The 17,853-nt window shown below is 67.2% G+C and carries 13 protein-coding genes; 3 read left to right on the top strand and 10 right to left on the bottom strand.

Features of this window, described 5'->3' with window-relative positions:
- Positions 1–3 precede the first annotated feature (3 nt).
- Entirely contained in the window at positions 4–3,165 is a 3,162-nt protein-coding gene (locus AC5JLE_RS11975; protein ID WP_053496227.1) for an efflux RND transporter permease subunit, read from the top strand.
- Positions 3,166–3,542: 377 nt separating this feature from the next.
- On the opposite strand, the gene AC5JLE_RS11970 is transcribed toward AC5JLE_RS11975, so the two are convergent.
- Entirely contained in the window at positions 3,543–4,448 is a 906-nt protein-coding gene (locus AC5JLE_RS11970; protein ID WP_032958179.1) for a LysR family transcriptional regulator, read from the bottom strand.
- Positions 4,449–4,565: 117 nt separating this feature from the next.
- On the opposite strand from AC5JLE_RS11970, the gene AC5JLE_RS11965 reads away from it, so the two are divergent.
- Positions 4,566–5,339: an SDR family oxidoreductase gene (locus AC5JLE_RS11965; RefSeq protein ID WP_100450580.1), complete on the top strand. Its 774-nt coding sequence runs from the start codon at positions 4,566–4,568 to the stop codon at positions 5,337–5,339.
- Positions 5,340–5,480: 141 nt separating this feature from the next.
- Here AC5JLE_RS11965 and leuB read toward each other — a convergent pair whose 3' ends face one another.
- The 9 genes from leuB to ilvC all read right to left on the bottom strand — a co-directional run bounded on the left by leuB (position 5,481) and on the right by ilvC (position 15,135).
- Positions 5,481–6,542, bottom strand: coding sequence for a 3-isopropylmalate dehydrogenase (gene leuB, locus AC5JLE_RS11960; RefSeq protein ID WP_496065327.1), 1,062 nt, complete (start codon positions 6,540–6,542; stop codon positions 5,481–5,483).
- Positions 6,532–7,110, bottom strand: coding sequence for a 3-isopropylmalate dehydratase small subunit (gene leuD, locus AC5JLE_RS11955; RefSeq protein WP_496065326.1), 579 nt, complete (start codon positions 7,108–7,110; stop codon positions 6,532–6,534). Before leuD ends, leuB begins: the two co-directional genes overlap by 11 nt.
- Positions 7,110–8,528: a 3-isopropylmalate dehydratase large subunit gene (gene leuC, locus AC5JLE_RS11950; protein WP_032958185.1), complete on the bottom strand. Its 1,419-nt coding sequence runs from the start codon at positions 8,526–8,528 to the stop codon at positions 7,110–7,112. Before leuC ends, leuD begins: the two co-directional genes overlap by 1 nt.
- A 60-nt stretch (positions 8,529–8,588) precedes the next feature.
- The gene (locus AC5JLE_RS11945; protein WP_032958187.1) at positions 8,589–9,368 is read right to left on the bottom strand and encodes a class I SAM-dependent methyltransferase; all 780 of its coding nucleotides are present in this window, start codon (positions 9,366–9,368) and stop codon (positions 8,589–8,591) included.
- A gap of 10 nt (positions 9,369–9,378) precedes the next feature.
- A complete protein-coding gene (locus tag AC5JLE_RS11940) occupies positions 9,379–10,965 on the bottom strand; it encodes a 2-isopropylmalate synthase (RefSeq protein WP_046432422.1) in 1,587 nt (528 codons plus the stop codon).
- Complete coding sequence (locus tag AC5JLE_RS11935) at positions 10,962–12,053, bottom strand: threonine dehydratase (RefSeq protein WP_049420878.1); 1,092 nt, start codon at positions 12,051–12,053, stop codon at positions 10,962–10,964. Before AC5JLE_RS11935 ends, AC5JLE_RS11940 begins: the two co-directional genes overlap by 4 nt.
- A gap of 96 nt (positions 12,054–12,149) precedes the next feature.
- Positions 12,150–12,401: an ACT domain-containing protein gene (locus AC5JLE_RS11930; protein WP_014038403.1), complete on the bottom strand. Its 252-nt coding sequence runs from the start codon at positions 12,399–12,401 to the stop codon at positions 12,150–12,152.
- Complete coding sequence (gene ilvG, locus AC5JLE_RS11925; RefSeq protein WP_014648334.1) at positions 12,385–14,121, bottom strand: acetolactate synthase 2 catalytic subunit; 1,737 nt, start codon at positions 14,119–14,121, stop codon at positions 12,385–12,387. Before ilvG ends, AC5JLE_RS11930 begins: the two co-directional genes overlap by 17 nt.
- Before the next feature lie 39 nt (positions 14,122–14,160).
- Complete coding sequence (gene ilvC, locus AC5JLE_RS11920; protein ID WP_014648333.1) at positions 14,161–15,135, bottom strand: ketol-acid reductoisomerase; 975 nt, start codon at positions 15,133–15,135, stop codon at positions 14,161–14,163.
- A gap of 688 nt (positions 15,136–15,823) precedes the next feature.
- Between ilvC and ggt the strand changes: the two genes are divergently transcribed.
- A complete protein-coding gene (ggt, locus tag AC5JLE_RS11915; protein ID WP_100450920.1) occupies positions 15,824–17,542 on the top strand; it encodes a gamma-glutamyltransferase in 1,719 nt (572 codons plus the stop codon).
- Positions 17,543–17,853 lie beyond the last annotated feature (311 nt).

Raw genomic sequence — 17,853 nt, 5'->3', positions numbered from 1 at the left:
CCGGTGCGCCGCTTCAATCTTTCCGAGTGGGCGTTGTCCAACCGCCCGCTGGTGCTGTTCGCGATGCTTGCCTTCGCGCTGATCGGCGCATGGTCGTACAAGCATCTGGGCCAGTCCGAGGATCCACCATTCACCTTCAAGGCGATGGTGGTGCGCACGCTTTGGCCGGGCGCCACCGCCGAACAGGTCTCGCGGCAGGTGACCGAGCCGATCGAGAAGGCGCTGATGAACACCGGCGAGTACGAGTTCATCCGCTCCTATTCGCGCCCCGGCGAATCGCAGGTCATCTTCATGGCGCGCGACAGCCTGCGTTCCAGGCAGATCCCGGACCTGTGGTACCAGGTTCGCAAGCGCGTGGGCGACATCCGTGCGACGCTGCCGCGCGAGATTGTCGGCCCGTTCTTCAACGATGAGTTCGGCGACACCTACGGGAACATCTATGCGTTGACCGGCAAGGGCTTCGACTACGCGGTGATGCGCGACTACGCCGACCGCATCCAGCTGGAACTGCAGCGCGTACCCGATGTCGGCAAGATCGACCTGGTCGGCCTGCAGGACGAGAAGGTGTGGATCGAACTGTCCAACACCCGGCTGGCAACGCTGGGTGTGTCGATGCAGCAGGTGCAGCAGGCGCTGGCCGACCAGAATGCGATCACCGGCACCAGCTTCTTCGAGACCGCCACCGATCGCGTGCAGCTGCGCGTGACGGGCCAGTTCAACGACATCGACGCCATCCGCCAGTTCCCGATCCGTGCTGGCGACCGCACCGTGCACCTGGGCGACATCGCCGAGGTCAAGCGTGGCTTCGCCGATCCGGCGTCGCCGAAGATGCGCTTCATGGGCGAAGAGGCGATCGGCCTGGCGGTGGCGATGAAGGATGGCGGTGACATCCTCAAGCTGGGCGCCAACCTCGACGCCGAGTTCGAGCGGCTTCAGAAGACCCTGCCGGCCGGCATGCAGCTGCGCAAGGTGTCCGACCAGCCGCAGTCGGTGGAGGAGTCGGTTGGCGAGTTCGTGCAGGTGCTGACCGAAGCGGTGGTGATCGTGCTGCTGGTCAGTTTCTTCTCGCTGGGCCTGCGCACCGGCCTGGTGGTGGGCGTGACCATTCCGCTGGTGCTGGCGATGACCTTCTTCGTCATGCATTACTTCGACATCGGCCTGCACAAGATTTCGTTGGGCGCACTGGTGCTGGCGCTGGGTCTGCTGGTGGACGATGCGATCATCGCGGTGGAGATGATGGCCACCAAGATGGAGCAGGGCTTCGATCGCCTGCGCGCGGCCAGCTTCGCCTGGGAATCGACCGCGTTCCCGATGCTGACCGGCACATTGATCACGGCAGCCGGCTTCCTGCCGATCGCCACGGCGGCATCGAGCACCGGTGAATACACCCGTTCGCTGTTCCAGGTGGTGACCATCGCACTGGTGGTGTCATGGATCGCAGCGGTGCTGTTCATCCCGTACCTGGGCGACAAGATGCTGCCGGACCTGTTCAATCCGCAGCCGCCGAAGCCCGGCAGCCTGTCCGCGCGTTGGCTGGCCAAGCGCCAGCAGTGGGCCGACCGCTATCCGGCGCTGGCCAACCTGATCGCACCGCCGCAGCATGGGCACGACCACGATCCCTACCAGCGCCCGTTCTACCGCAGCTTCCGGCGCTTCCTCGACGCCTGCCTGCGCCGCCGCTGGTGGGTGATCGCCGCGACCGTCGCCCTGTTCGTGTTCTCACTGATGATGTTCCGCTTCGTGCCGCAGCAGTTCTTCCCGGACTCGACCCGGCCGGAACTGATGGTGGACATCGAGCTGGCCGAGGGGGCGTCGCTGCGCTCGACCCAGGCCCAGGCCGAGAAGCTGGAGAAGCTGCTGTCCAGCCGCGAGGGCATCGCCAACTATGTGTCCTATGTGGGTACCGGTTCGCCGCGCTTCTACCTGCCGCTGGACCAGCAGCTGCCGGCGACCAACTTCGCCCAGTTCGTGGTGCTGGCCAAGGACATCAAATCGCGCGAAAGCACCCGTGACTGGCTGCTGCACGAGGTGATTCCGAAGTTCCCGGACGTGCAGATGCGCGTGACCCGCCTGGAGAACGGCCCGCCGGTCGGTTATCCGGTGCAGATGCGCATCTCCGGCGAGCACATCGAGAAGGTGCAGGCGATCGCGCGCCAGGTCGAGGCCAAGGTGCGTGAGAACCCGCACGTGATGAACGTCAACCTGGACTGGAGCGAGCCGAGCAAGGTGGTGAGGCTGGTGATCGACCAGGAGCGTGCCCGCGCGCTGGGCGTGAGCAGCGCCCAGGTCAGCCAGTTCCTGGCCAGTTCGCTGGCCGGCCAGTCGGTGAGCGTGTATCGCGAAGGCAACCGCCAGATCGAGATGCTGCTGCGCGGGCCGGCCGATGAGCGCAACCAGCTGGAGCTGCTGTCCAGCCTGTCGATGCCGACCGCCAACGGCGGCAGCATCACGCTGTCGCAGGTGGCGACGATGGAGTACGGCTTCGAGGACGGCATCATCTGGCACCGCAACCGGTTGCCGACCGTGACCGTGCGCGCCGACATCAGCGATGGCATGCAGGCGCTGGACGTGGTGCACCAGATCGTGCCCACGCTGGATGGCATCCGTGCCGAGCTGCCCAGCGGCTACCTGCTGGAAACCGGCGGCACCGTGGAGGACTCGGCGCGCGGGCAGAACTCGATCAAGGCCGGCATGCCGCTGTTCCTGGTGGTGGTGGCGACGCTGCTGATGCTGCAGCTGCGCAGCTTCTCGCGTGCGGCGATGGTGCTGGTGACCGCGCCGCTGGGCATCATCGGTGCGACCCTGTTCCTGCTGCTGTTCCGTGCGCCGTTCGGCTTCGTCGCGCTGCTGGGCACGATCGCGCTGGCGGGCATGATCATGCGCAACTCGGTGATCCTGATCGACCAGATCCAGCAGGACATCGATGCCGGGCATGATCGCTGGCATTCGATCATCGATGCCACGGTGCGCCGCTTCCGCCCGATCGTGCTGACCGCGCTGGCGGCCGTGCTGGCGATGATTCCGCTGTCGCGCAGCGCGTTCTATGGCTCGATGGCGATCTCGATCATGGGTGGTCTGATCGTGGGTACGGTGCTGACGCTGGTGTTCCTGCCGGCGTTGTACGCGGCGTGGTTCCGGGTGAAGCCGGACGAATCCGGGGCGTAATGCCCCGGGTTCTGCGGCCACGGCCCCTGGCAGGTGCCAACCTCGGTTGGCACTGACGCATGCATCCACGCATGACGTGGACTGATCTGCTCGCGGGATCTGCTTTCTGTAGAGCCGAGCCATGCTCGGCTGCTCTTCGCTCTTCGCTCTTCGCTCTTCGCGCGATGATGGGATGAGTCGAGCATGGCTCGACTCTACAGAAACATCCCCGTAGGGCGTGGATCTACCGCAGCGGGTCGTTGCCCTGGTAGGTGCCAACCTTGGTTGGCACTGACGCATGCATCCACGCATGGCGTGGATCTACTGCAGCGGGTCTTTGCCCTGGTAGGTGCCAACCTTGGTTGGCACTGGAGCATGCACCCGCGCATGACGTGGATCTACTGCAGCTGCAGGCCGATCCGCAGCACTGGAAGCAGCCACTCGACGAACACCTGTACGCGCAGTGCACGGTGTTGCCGATGCGGTTGCAGCAGGGTCACCGGCAGCGGCTGCGCCGCGTACTGCGGCATCACCTCCACCAATGCGCCTGACTGCAGCTCGGCCTGCACGTCGTAGCGCGGAATCTGCAACAGCCCCAATCCCGCCACGCAGCACGCGATCGAGGCCTCGGCGCTGTTCACGCGTACCCAGCCGGGCATCGGCAGCGTGCGCAGCTGGCCGCCATCCTGCCATTCCCACGGTTCCACCCGTGCCGTGGTCGGCGACGCATAGTTCACCGCGCGGTGCTGCGGCAGGTCGGCAGGATGCTGCGGAACACCGTGCTCGCGCAGGTAGGCCGGCGCGGCCACGTTGACGAAGTCGAGCTGGCCCAGCGTGCGCGCCACCAGGCTGGAATCGCCCAGCTGGCCGACCCGCAGCACGGCATCGCAGCCGTCTTCGATCAGGTTCACCGCGCGATCGGTCATGCCGAGGTCCACTTCCACCTGCGGATAGCGCGCGAAGAAATCCGGCAACGCCGGGGCGATGACGCGACGGCCGATGCGGCTGGGTACGTCGATCTTCAGCAAACCGGCCGGTTGCGCGTCGTCCTGCCGGAACAGCGACTCGGCGTCTTCAACCTCCGCGATCAGGCGCAGGCAGCGGGCATGGAACACGTCGCCGTCATGGGTGGTGGATACCCGTCGGGTCGAGCGCTGCAGCAGGCGGGTGCCAAGCCGCTGTTCCAGCTCGGCAATCGCCGCCGAGACGGTCGAGCGGGGCAGGCCGAGCTGGTCGGCGGCGCGGGTGAAGCTCGCGCACTCCACGACCCGGGTGAAGATGCGGAAGCGATCGATCCGGTCCATTGTTCGCTGGCTCTGGAAAGTTAAGTCAATGTGGCGGGCTTTATCCGCTTTTTCTGCACGATATCGTCGTCAGGGCAGGGTTGCCACCCCGGGCAGCCCCCTCCCGAGACCGAAGCCATGACCGAGCATTCCCTCAAGGGCAAGACCGTGCTGATCGCCGGTGGTGCCAAGAACCTGGGCGGCCTGATCGCCCGCGACTTCGCCGCACAGGGCGCCAAAGCCATCGTCATCCACTACAACAGTGCCGCTACCCAGGCCGATGCAGAGGCAACCGTTGCCGCCGTGCAGGCGGCCGGCAGCAAGGCGGTGGCCCTGCAGGGCGACCTGACCTCGGCGGCAGCGATGGAGCGCTTGTTCGCCGATGCCGTGGCCGCAGCCGGCCGTCCCGACATCGCCATCAATACGGTCGGCAAGGTATTGAAGAAGCCGCTGCTGGAGATCAGCGAAGCCGAGTACGACGAGATGAGTGCGGTCAACGCCAAGGCCGCATTCTTCTTCCTCAAGGAGGCCGGCCGCCAGGTCAACGACGGCGGTCGCATCTGCACCCTGGTCACCTCACTGCTGGGTGCGTTCACGCCGTTCTATTCCAGCTATGCCGGCACCAAGGCGCCGGTCGAGCATTTCACCCGCGCGGCGTCAAAGGAGTTCGGTGAGCGCGGCATCTCGGTGACTGCGATCGGGCCGGGCCCGATGGACACGCCGTTCTTCTACCCGGCCGAGAGTGCCGATGCACAGGCGTACCACAAGACCGCGGCCGCGCTCTCGGCGTTCACCCGTACCGGCCTGACCGACATCGCCGACATCGTGCCGTGGATCCGCTTCCTGGTCACCGATGGCTGGTGGATGACCGGGCAGACCATCCTGGTCAATGGTGGGTACACCACCAAATAATGCAGCCGCGCATGGCGTGGATCTGCTGCGCGACATTCGAACGATCCACGCATGGCGTGGATCTACAGTAGAGCCACCCCATGGGTGGCTGCGCACAATGACCAAAGGCAGAGGCGCCACGCATGGAGTGGCGCCATCGGATCAGTTGAGTTTGGCCAGCACCGCATCCGTGGCGGCGGCGGTACTCACGGCCTGGCCCTTGGCGGCCAGGTCGGCAGTGAACACCCCATCATCCAGCACCGCGTGCACCGCCGCTTCCACTGCTGCGGCTTCGTCTTCCAGCCCCAGCGAATGGCGCAGCAGCATCGCCGCGCTGAAGATCGTCGCGTAGGGATTGGCGATGCCCTTGCCGGCGATGTCCGGGGCCGAACCGTGGATCGGTTCGTAGATGCCGACCGCACCCGGTTCACCCAGCGAGGCCGACGGCAGCAGGCCGAGTGAGCCGGCCAGCATCGAGGCTTCGTCGGTGAGGATGTCGCCGAACATGTTCTCGGTGACGATCACGTCGTACTCGCGCGGCTTGGCCAGCAGGTGCATCGCCATCGAATCGACCAGCTGGTGCTCCAGCGCCACCTCCGGGAATTCCTCGCGGCCGATGCGCGCGGCCACGTCGCGCCACAGGCGCGAGGTTTCCAACACGTTGGCCTTGTCCACCGAGGTGACCCTGCCACGCCGCTGCCGGGCCAGGCGGAAGGCACTGCGCAGCACGCGCTCGATCTCGGCCACGGTGTAGCGGCACAGGTCGCTGGCACTGTCGGCATCGCGGGTCTTGTCGCCGAAGTAGATGCCACCGGTCAGTTCGCGTACCACGACGAAGTCCACGCCCTGCAGCAGCTCGGCCTTGATCGGCGAGGCGTGCAGTGCGGCTTCGTGGGTACGCACCGGGCGCAGGTTGGCATACAGGCCCAGCGCCTTGCGGATCGCCAGCAGGCCCTGTTCCGGGCGCACCTTGGCATTGGGATCGGACCACTTCGGGCCGCCGACCGCGCCCAGCAGCACCGCGTTGGCGGCCTGGCAGGCGGCCAGGGTCGACGCCGGCAGCGGTTCGCCGTGGCGGTCGATGGCGATGCCACCGATGTCGTGCTCGCTGAAGGTGAAGCTGTGGTTGAAGCGTTCGGCGACGGCCTTCAGGACGGCGACTGCCGCGGCGGCCACCTCCGGGCCGATGCCATCACCGGGCAGGACAACAATTTCAGCGTGCATGCTCACTCTCGTAACGTTCGATTTCAGGGACACGGCCCAACAGATACCCCAACTGGTCGACACCTTCCAGCAGGCAGGTCTGCGAGAAGCCGTCCAGCGGGAAGGAATAGACGCGGCCGTCCGGCGTGCGCAGTTCGCGCGCGGCCACGTCGATGGTCAGCTCATCATCCGGGCGCTGCATCAGCGCCTGCACGTCGGCCTCGTCCAGCACGATCGGCAGCAGGCCGTTCTTCAGCGAGTTGCCGCGGAAGATGTCGGCGATCTCGCTGCTGACGATGGCGCGCAGGCCCAGGTCGGTCAGCGCCCACTGTGCATGTTCGCGCGACGAGCCGCAGCCGAAGTTGCGACCCGCCAGCAGGATGCTGCGGCCGGCGTTGTGCGGCTGGTTGAAGGCGAAGTCGGCCACCGGTGAACCGTCGGCCTGCCAGCGCCAGTCATTGAAGGCGTTGCGGCCCAGGCCGGCGCGTTCGGTGGTGGACAGGAACCGCGCCGGGATGATCTGGTCGGTGTCGATGTTGGTCTGGCGCAGCACCACGCTGGCCGAGGTCAAGGTACGGAAACCGGCCATCACGCCACCTCCTGTGCGAACAGCTCGCGGGTGTCGGCGACATGCCCGTTCACCGCGGCCCACGCCGCGCTCATCGGTGAGGCCAGCAGGGTGCGCGAACCGGGACCCTGGCGGCCTTCGAAATTACGGTTGCTGGTGCTCACGGCCAGCTGCCCGGGCGCGACCAGATCACCATTCATGGCGATGCACATCGAGCAGCCCGGCTCGCGCCACTCGGCACCGGCCGCGCGCACGATCTCATGGATGCCTTCGGCCTCGGCCTCTCGCTTGACGATCTCCGAGCCCGGCACCACCAGCATGCGCACCCGGTCGGCGACGCGACGACCGCGCAGCACCTGCGCCACCTCACGCATGTCACTCAGGCGGCCGTTGGTGCAGGAACCGACGAACACCACGTCCACCGGCGTTCCGGCCAGCGCCTTTCCGGCCTGGAAATGCATGTAGTCCAGGCCCTTCTGTGCGGCGGCATCGTTGGCGGCCGGAATCGGCGCATCCACCGCGATGGCGGTACCCGGGTGGGTGCCCCAGGTCAGGGTCGGGCGGATATCGGCGGCGTCGATGTGCACTTCGCTGTCGAAGCGCGCGCCGTCATCACTGCGCAGCTGCTGCCAGCGCGCCACCGCAGCCTCGAAATCGGCGCCCTTTGGGCCGCGCGGGGTGTTGGCGACGAAGTCGAAGGTGACCTGGTCCGGCGCCACCATACCGGCACGCGCACCCGCTTCGATCGACATGTTGCACAGGGTCATGCGCTGTTCCATGTCCATCGCTTCGATGGTGCTGCCGCGGAACTCGATCACGTGGCCGGTGCCGCCATTGACGCCGATCACGCCGATGATGTGCAGAACCACGTCCTTGGCGCCGACACCCGGCGCCAGCGGCCCATCGACGGTGATCGCCAGCGTCTTCGCCTTGCGCTGCAGCAGGCATTGCGTGGCCAGCACGTGGCCGACCTCGCTGGTGCCGATGCCGAACGCCAGCGAACCGAAGGCACCGTGGGTGGAGGTGTGGCTGTCGCCGCAGACGATGGTCATGCCCGGCTGGGTGAAGCCCTGCTCGGGCGCGATCACGTGGACGATGCCGCGGTTGTCCGAGGCCATGTCGAACAGCTCGATGCCGTGCTCGGCGCAGTTGCGCGCCAGCGTGGCGACCTGTGCCTCGGAGGCGGCGCTGGCATAGGGCAGCGTGCCGTCCGCGGCGGCCGGCAGGGTCGGCGTGGAGTGGTCCATCGTCGCCTTGGTGCGGTCCGGCCGGCGCGGCGACAAGCCGCGTTCGCGCAGTTCGGTGAAGGCCTGCGGCGAGGTCACCTCGTGGATCAGGTGCAGGTCGATGTACAGCACGGCGGGCGCGCTGTCGGATTCGGGAACCACCACGTGGGCGTCCCACAGTTTGTCGTACAGGGTGCGGGGTGCGGAAGTCATGCGTATGCCTGGCAGAAGTACGAAATAGCGAACATCAGTAAGGAAAGCGGAACGGTCAAGTCAGCGACGGCGGGCGAGCACACGCAGGCGCACGTAGTCGGCCAGCGGCTGGCCAGATGCGTCACGCGGCAGCTCGGCCAGCAGTGCGGTGGCCGCCTCGCGCACGGTGGCGCGGGCCTCGGCCGGCAGGTCGTCCAGCAGCGGTGCGGCGAATACCCGCAGCCAGCCGGCCACGCCGGTCGGCAGTGCGGTCGGGCGCGGCGTGCACTCGATCAGTTGCACCTGGAAGCCATGCTGGCGCAGGCGATCGGCGTAGGCGTCGGCCGTCGGGAAGTACCACCGGAAGGTGCTGGCGCCATGCCCGTGGGCCACGCGCGCGGCCTGCACGGCCGCGACGATCGTGGCCACGTTGCCGTGGCCGCCGAACTCGGCGACGAAGCGGCCACCGGGGCGCAGGGCGCGGCGCACGCCTTCCAGCACGCGGTCCGGAGTCGTCATCCAATGCAGTGCCGCATTGCTGAACACCGCATCGAACTCGCTGTCGAACGACAGTGCGTGGCCGTCCATCAGCTGGGCGTCGACGCCGCGCGCACGGGCGGCGATCACCAGTTCCGGCGAGGCATCCACGCCGTGGATGCGCGCACCGCTCAGGGCCAGTTCGGTGCTGAGTACGCCATCGCCACAGCCCAGGTCGAGGATGCGCTCACCGGCGCGCGGGTCGAGCAGGCGCGATACCGCACCGCCGAGCAGCGGCACGAAGCCGGCATCGATCGCATAGTCCTGGGCGTTCCACTGCTGGCCAGCGGCGCTGGCCGGGGTGGGGGTGTCGAAGGCGCTCATGGTGGGATCCTCAGGCGGTGGCGGAAGCGGGAACGTCGGTGCTGCTGTGGACGGCGGCCTGACGCTGGCGCAGCAGGCGGTTGGCCACATCCAGCCAGGCCAGCGCGGAGGCTTCGATGATGTCCTTGCTGGTGCCGGTGCCGTCGTACTCCACGCCGTCATGGCGCACACTCAGGTTGGCTTCGCCACGCGCATCGGCACCGATGCCGACGCTGTGCACGTGATAGCTGTCCAGCATCAGCTGCACGCCGGTGGCGGCCGACAGCGCGCCGAACAGCGCATCGACCGGGCCGTCGCCCTGCGCGGTCTCGGCCACGCGGTTGCCATCCGGGTCGGACAGTTCGACCAGCGCGTTGGCGCGGCTGCCGACGTCGCTGATGGTCATCGAGGCCAGGCGGTAGCCCTGCGCGCTGGAGCCGCCCTGCATCAACGTCTGCAGGTCGGCATCGGTGACCACGCGCTGCTGTTCGCACAGGCCCTTGAACTGCTCGAACACCAGCTTCAGTTCGTCTTCGTCCAGCCAGAAGCCCAACGCACGCAGGCGCGCTTCGACGGCGGCGCGGCCACTGTGGCGGCCCAGCACCATCTGCGAATCTTCCCAGCCCACGTCTTCCGGACGCATGATTTCGTAGGTGCCGCGATGGCGCAGCATGCCGTGCTGGTGGATGCCCGATTCATGGGCGAACGCGTTGGCACCGACGATGGCCTTGTTGCGCTGTACCGGCATGCCGACCAGACGCTGCAGCAGCTGCGAAGTGCCGACGATGCGTGGGGTGTTGATCGAACTGTCCTGTTCGTAGAAGGCCTGGCGGACCTTCAGCACCATCGCGATCTCTTCCAGCGAACAGTTGCCGGCGCGCTCGCCGATGCCGTTGATGGTGCACTCGACCTGGCGTGCACCGCCTTCGATGGCGGCCAGCGAGTTGGCCACCGCCAGGCCCAGGTCGTTGTGGCAGTGCGCGCTGAAGATCACGTTGGCCGCGTTCGGCACGTCGGCGACGCCGGCGATGACCTGCTGGAACATCGCGCGGATTTCTTCCGGCGTGGTGAAGCCGACGGTGTCGGGCAGGTTGATGGTGGTGGCGCCGGCGGCAATCGCCACGCGCGAAACCTCGATCAGGTAGTCCAGCTCGGTGCGGGTGGCATCCTCGGCCGAGAACTCGACGTCGTCGATGTAGGAACGGGCCAACGAGACGTGCTTGCGTACCGACTCCAGCACCTGCTCGCGGGTCATCCGCAGCTTGTGCTCGCGGTGCAGCGGGCTGGTCGACAGGAACACGTGCAGGCGCGGGTTGGCTGCCGCTTCCAGTGCACGTGCGGAGGTCTCGATATCGGCCTGCAGGCAGCGCGACAGCACCGCCAGGCTCAGGCTCGGGCGGCGCAGTTCGCGGCCGATCAGCGCCATCGCCTCGCGGTCGGATTGCGAGCTGGCCGGGAAGCCGGTCTCGATGATGTCCACGCCCAGTTCGTCCAGCGCACGCGCCATCACCAGCTTCTGCGGCGGGCTCATGCTGCAGCCGGGGGACTGCTCGCCGTCACGCAGGGTGGTGTCGAAGATGCGGATGCGCGGGGTGGTAATTCGTTCGATGGTGGTCACAGGGAAATCTCCTCGACAGCGGGTGCGACGGCTTGCAGGGGGGAAGGGGAAGAGGCGGGGGAGGCGAGGGCGCTGGCCTTGGTCGGCGAGCGCGGGGTTTCGCTGCGCCGTCGCCGCGGTTTGCGTGGCGGGCGCGGACGGATGTCGGTGAGCAGGCCGGCCAGGACACCGGCATCGATGTTGCCGCCGGACACCACCGCACACTTGCGGCGGCCGGCGACGCGGCGGCCGGCCGCCAGCGCCAACGCGCCCGCGCCCTCGGCGATGATGTGTTCCTCCAGCGCAAGCCGGACCAGCGTTTCGCGCAGTTCGGCCTCGCGCACGATCACCACATCGTCCAGCAGCGAGGTGCACAGGCGGCGGGTCAGGAAGCCGGGAATCTTCACCCGCACGCCGTCGGCCAGAGAGGCAACCGGGGCGATCTCGCGCACGTCGCCGCGGATCGCACGTGCCATCGAATCGACGCCTTCCACCTGCGCGCCAATCACGCGCACGCCCTGCGATTTCAGCGCCAGTGCAACGCCGGAGGCCAGTCCACCGCCGCCGATCGGCACGATCACCACGTCCGGCGCGTGTGCGGCCAGCTCGATGCCGACCGTGCCCTGGCCCGCGATCACATCGGCGTCGTCGAACGCGGACAGGAAGCGGTAGCCGTGTCGCTGTGCCAGTTCGACCGCGAAGGCGTAGGCCTCGTCGTAGCTGGTGCCGTGCTGGCGAACGGTCGCGCCCCAGTGGGCGACGCCGGCGATCTTGGTGGCCGGTGCGCCATGCGGCATCACGGTGATGGCCGGCACGTCCAGGCGGTAGGCCGCCCATGCCACGCCCTGGGCATGGTTGCCGGCCGAGGCGCAGATCACCGGCCGGGTATCGCCGCGCTCGCGGCCGGCCAGCAGCGCGTTCAACGCGCCGCGTACCTTGTAGGACCCGGTGCGCTGCAGGTTCTCCAGCTTCAGCCAGGTGCCGAAGCGCTCGGCATGGTGCAGCGGGGTAGGCGGCAGGAAGCGGCGCAGCCGGGCCTGCGCCGCCAGTACGTCGGCGACGCTTACGTCGCCGACATCGCTTTCCTGGCTGGCATCAGCGGCCGGCATGGGCCACCAGCGCGGTGCGGGCGACCGCCGCATGCGGGCACGGGCGGCGAAGAAGACGCCTCCGTACCGGCACCGTGGTCACTACGGTACGGGTGTTCATACGGATGCTCCTTCCACGGCAGTGACCTGCACGGACACGCAGTCGTAGATCTTCTCGATCTGCCGGCACAGCGTTTCCGCCGGGCGCTGGCCATCCACCACCAGCTGCAGGTGCCAGCGGCCATCGTCGGCGGCCACCGGCGCACCGCTGATCGCGCGCGGTGCGAAGCCGCGGCGTTCGGCCATGCCGATCACGCGCAGCAGCGCGCCTTCGGCCGGGTGCAGCACCAGGTCAAGCCGGTATTGCATTGGGGGTCTCCTGGCGGGCATGGGCAGGGTTGCTTTCCAGCATCGTGCTGTTGGCGGTGTTCGGCGGCACCAGTGGCCACACGTTGGCACGTGCATCGATGGCCACGTGCAGCAGGGCCGGGCCCGGTTCGGCCAGCAGCGCGGCCAGGCCGCCTTCCACGTCATCGCGGTTGTCGATGCGGGTGGCGGCGATGCCGAACACCTGTGCCAGCGCCACGAAGTCCGGGTTGTCGGACAGGTCGATCTCGCTGTAGCGCTCGGCGAAGAACAGTTCCTGCCACTGCCGCACCATGCCCAGCGAACTGTTGTCCAGCAGCACGATCTTCACCGGCAGGCGGCAACGCGCGATGGTCGCCAGCTCCTGCACGTTCATCATGAAGCTGCCGTCGCCGGACACCAGCACCACGGTGCGCTCCGGGCATGCGAACTGCGCACCCATCGCCGCCGGCAGGCCGAAGCCCATGGTGCCCAGCGCGCCACTGGTCAGGTGGTTGCGCGGGTGGTTGAAGCGGCAGTGCTGCGCCACCCACATCTGGTGCTGGCCGACATCGCAGGCGATCACCGCATCGGCCGGGGCCAGCTCGCTCAGGCGCTTCAGCAGCGCCGGGGCGTAGATGTGCTGGCCCGGTGCGTCGTAGCGTGCCGAGAAGCGGTCGCGGTGCTGCGCGCAACGCCTGCGCCACGCGTCCTGATGGGCCTTGGGGGAGGGGAAGGCCGCACGCAGGGCACGGATGGCATGGCCGACGTTGCCAGGCACGGCGACATCGGCGCTGCGCAGCTTGGAGATCTCGTAGGCGTCGGCATCGATATGGACGACGCGGGCGAACGGTGCGAACTCGGCCAGCTTGCCGGTGGCGCGGTCGTCGAAGCGTGCACCCAGCACCAGCAGCAGGTCGCTTTCCTGCACCGCCATGTTGGCCGCGCGGGTACCGTGCATGCCCAGCATGCCCAATGACTGCGGATGGCTGGCCGGCAGCGCGCCCAGGCCACGCAGGGTCATCACGGTGGGGATGGCGCTGGCTTCGACGAAGTCGCGCAGGTCCTGCACCGCATCGCCCAGCGCGATGCCGCCACCGGCGTAGACCACCGGCTTCTCGGCGGCTGCCAGTGCGGCGATGGCTTCGGCGATGGCCGCTTCGGCCGGCGCAGGTGGCGGCTCGACGCTGCTCGGCACGTGCGCCGGCAGGTGGCTGGCATCGGCCAGCTGCACGTCCTTGGGCAGGTCGATCAGCACCGGGCCGGGCCGGCCCTCGCGGGCGACGCGGAAGGCATCCGCTACCACGCGCGGCAGGTCGTCGACGCTGCGCACCAGCCAGCTGTGCTTGACGATCGGCATGGTCAGGCCGAACACATCCAGTTCCTGGAAAGCGTCAGTACCCAGCAGCGGCGTGGCGACCTGGCCGGTGATGCAGACCATCGGCACCGAATCCAGCATCGCATCGGCAATGCCGGTGACCAGGTTGGAGGCGCCCGGGCCGGAGGTGGCCACGCAGACGCCGACCTGGCCGCTGGCGCGGGCGAATCCATTCGCCGCCAGTGCGGCACCCTGCTCGTGGCGCACCAGGATGTGCTTCAGCGACGAATCCACCAGCGCGTCGTAGAACGGCATGATGGTGCCGCCGGGATAGCCGAACAGCGTGCGGATGCCTTCGGCTTCCAGCGCCTGGGTCAGCCAGCGCGCGCCGTTGGGCGGCGCGCTGCGGTGTGTGGAAGAGTTCATGGGGGAACCTTGCAAAGCGGGTGGGGGAGGGCCGCGCGGTTACGCGGCCTGTCCTTGCAACCAGACCATCTTGGCGCGCAGTTCCTTGCCCACCTTCTCGATCGGGTGCTCCAGGTCGGCCTGCTTGAACCGGTTGTAGTTCGGCAGGCCCGCTTCGTACTCGGCCACCCAGTTCTTGGTGAAGGTGCCGTCCTGGATGTCCTTCAGCACTTCCTTCATGCGCGCCTTGGTGCCGGCGTCGATCACCCGCGGGCCGCTGACGTAGTCGCCGTACTGCGCGGTTTCGGAGATGAATTCCAGCATGCGCGAGATGCCGCCTTCATAGAACAGGTCGACGATCAGCTTCAGTTCGTGCAGCACTTCGTAGTAGGCGATCTCCGGCTGGTAGCCCGCTTCGACCAGGGTCTCGAAACCGGCCTGCACCAGTGCCGAGGCACCGCCGCACAGCACCGCCTGCTCGCCGAACAGGTCGGTCTCGGTCTCTTCCTTGAAGGTGGTCTGGATCAGGTTGGCGCGTGCACCGCCGAGGCCGGCCGCATAGGCCAGTGCGTACTCGGCCGCCTTGCCGCTCTTGTCCTGGTAGACCGCCCAGATGCAGGGCACGCCACGGCCGATCTCGTACTCGCGGCGCACCAGCGCGCCCGGGCCCTTGGGCGCAACCAGCACCACGTCCAGGTCGTCGCGCGGCCTGATCATGTCGAAGTGCACGTTCAGGCCGTGCGCGAACAGCAGCACCGCACCCTGCTTCATGTTCGGCGCCAGCACGTCGTCGTAGAGCTTCTTCTGCACCATGTCCGGGGTCAGCACGGCGACCAGGTCCGCATCCTTCACCGCGTCGGCCGGTGCTTTCACGGTGAAGCCGTCGGCCTGTGCCTTGACTTCGGTCGGGCCGCCCGGACGCAGGCCTACCACCACGTCGAAGCCGGATTCGCGCAGGTTCAGTGCGTGGGCGCGGCCCTGGCTGCCGTAGCCGATGACGGCGATCTTGGTCTGGGGCAGGTCGTTGGTGCTCATGGGGGAGGTTCCTTGCGGTGGGAAGAAAAAAAGAACGGCCGGTCGTCGAGGTGACGTACCGGCCGGTCAGGGGAAAGCGGTGGAGGAGGCACCATGCGCCGCGCAGGCACAGCCACCACGAGGCGTGGCGGCGGTGTGGGTCCGGGTGTTGCGTTGGGCGTTGTGCATGGTGGTTGCGTCTGAAACCAGGTTCTGAAATGAAAAAACCCGCACCGGGGCGGGTGCGGGTTTTTGAAGAGTTCCGGTGTATTCGTTGCTTACACGCTGGCTCGTCCCGCACCTGTTGGTTGGGTAATAAGTACGAGCACAAGAATCGAACGCAGCGAGGCGGCGCCGATGTCGGCGGCTTCGTTGTGGGTTCGCGGTGGCGTGTTGTGATGCAACATGTGATCGAGAGAAACACAGCCGTTTTGGCGATGTCAACCCTCGCGACGGAATTCTTGTTGGTTTCCGTTGCATCCGGCGCAATCGCCTGTGGCACAAGCATGGTTGCCGCTGAAAGTGTTTCGGTGAACCGGAATTCACTCCTTTCAGGGCGGTTTTTGCGCGGAATCCGGCGGATCCTCGCCTTGCTGGGTGCGGACCTTGCACACCCACCCCAGGATCAACGTCCATGACCTCTGCCCGATACCCCAGGATGGCCGCAGCGGCGAAGATCGGGGGACCACCCTTCCATCGGAACCCGACCGTGTCCCGACGCCTTGCCCGTTCCCTGCTGGCCGCCGCTGTACTGGCCGCTGTGCCCGCACTGTCTTCGGCCGCCGACCGCATCACCGGCCACACCTTTGCCACCCGTTCGGAGGTGATCGCCCCGCATGCGATGGCCGCTACCTCGCAGCCGCTGGCAACCCAGATCGCGCTGGACGTGATGAAGGGGGGAGGCTCGGCGGTGGACGCGGCGATTGCCGCCAACGCCGCGCTTGGCCTGATGGAGCCGACCGGCAATGGCATCGGCGGCGACCTGTTCGCCATCGTCTGGGACCCGAAGACGCAGAAGCTCTACGGCTACAACGGTTCGGGGCGCTCGCCGAAGTCGCTGACCCTGGCCGAGTTCCAGCGACGTGGCCTGAAGGACATCCCGGCTACCGGCCCGCTGCCGGTCTCCGTGCCCGGCGCGGTCGACGGCTGGTTCGCGCTGCACGACCGCTTCGGCCGCAAGCCGATGGCCGACAACCTGGCGCCGGCCATCCGCTACGCGCGCGAGGGCCATCCCGTCGCCGAGGTGATCGCCTACTACTGGGACCGCTCGGTGCCCAAGCTGTCGCAGTACCCGGGCTTCAAGGAGCAATTCACGATCAACGGCCACGCCCCGCGCAAGGGCGAGATGTGGAAGAACCCGAACCTGGCCAGCACCCTGCAGCAGATTGCCGACGGCGGACGCGATGCCTTCTACAAGGGCGCCATTGCCCACACCATCGGCGACTACTTCAAGGCCAATGGTGGCTACCTGAGCTACCAGGACATGGCCGAGCACCACGGTGAATGGGTCGAGCCGGTCAGCAGCAACTACCGTGGCTACGACGTGTGGGAGCTGCCGCCGAACAGCCAGGGCATCGCCGCGCTGCAGATCCTCAACGTGCTGGAAGGCTACGATTTCTCGAAGATCCCGTTCGGTTCACCCGAGCACGTGCACCTGTTCGTCGAAGCGAAGAAGCTGGCCTTCGCCGACCGTGCGCGCTTCTATGCCGACATGGCCTTCCAGCCGGCGCCGGTGCAGAAGCTGATCTCCAAGGAATACGCCGCGCAGCGCCGCGCACTGATCTCGATGGACAAGGCGCTGAAGGAAGTGCAGCCGGGCACGCCGAAGCAGCTGGAAGAAGGCGACACGATCTACATGACCGTGGCCGACGCCGACGGCATGATGGTGTCGTTGATCCAGTCCAACTACCGCGGCATGGGCAGCGGCATGGCGCCGCCGGGGCTGGGCTTCATCCTGCAGGATCGTGGCGAGATGTTCGTGCTGCAGAAGAACCATCCCAACGGCTATGCACCGGGCAAGCGGCCGTTCCAGACGATCATTCCGGCGTTCATCACCAAGGGCGGCAAGCCGTACGCCAGCTTCGGCGTGATGGGCGGCGCGATGCAGCCGCAGGGCCACGCGCAGATTGTGATGAACCTGGTGGATTTCGGCATGAACCTGCAGGAAGCCGGTGACGCACCGCGCATCCAGCACGAGGGCTCGACCGAACCGACCGGGCAGGCCACGGCGATGACCGACGGTGGTGAAGTGAATCTGGAAACCGGCTTCCCGTACGAGACGGTGCGTGCGCTGATGCGCAAGGGGCATCGCATCGTGTTCGCCGATGGGCCTTATGGCGGGTACCAGGCGATCATGCGCGACCCCGAGAGCGGGGTTTATTACGGAGCTTCGGAGAGTCGCAAGGATGGGCAGGCCGCGGGGTACTGAGTTTCCCGGCCAACGGGCTGAGCCCCCTCTGCGGTGGGTTCAGAAGCGGAATAGCTTGTTGGGCCGGGTGGGTAGGCTGTTCGGGGGACGCCGCAAGTACGTCCTTGTAGGCTTGGCAGCCGCATCCATGCGGCTGACACCCCCGCCCAGCCCACCCACCCGGCCTCTGACAGTTTTCTGCGGCCGCCACCGCAGGAAGAAAAAAGAAGATCAAAAGCAACAGCAACAGCAACAGCAACAGCCGCGTGCTGATGGTTGGGGTCGGATCCGTTTTCCGCAGGAAAACGGATCCGACCCCTTCTTGTTTTCCG

It is taken from the genome of Stenotrophomonas sp. (assembly GCF_059505245.1).
This window is presented reverse-complemented; position numbering and strand designations above follow the sequence as displayed.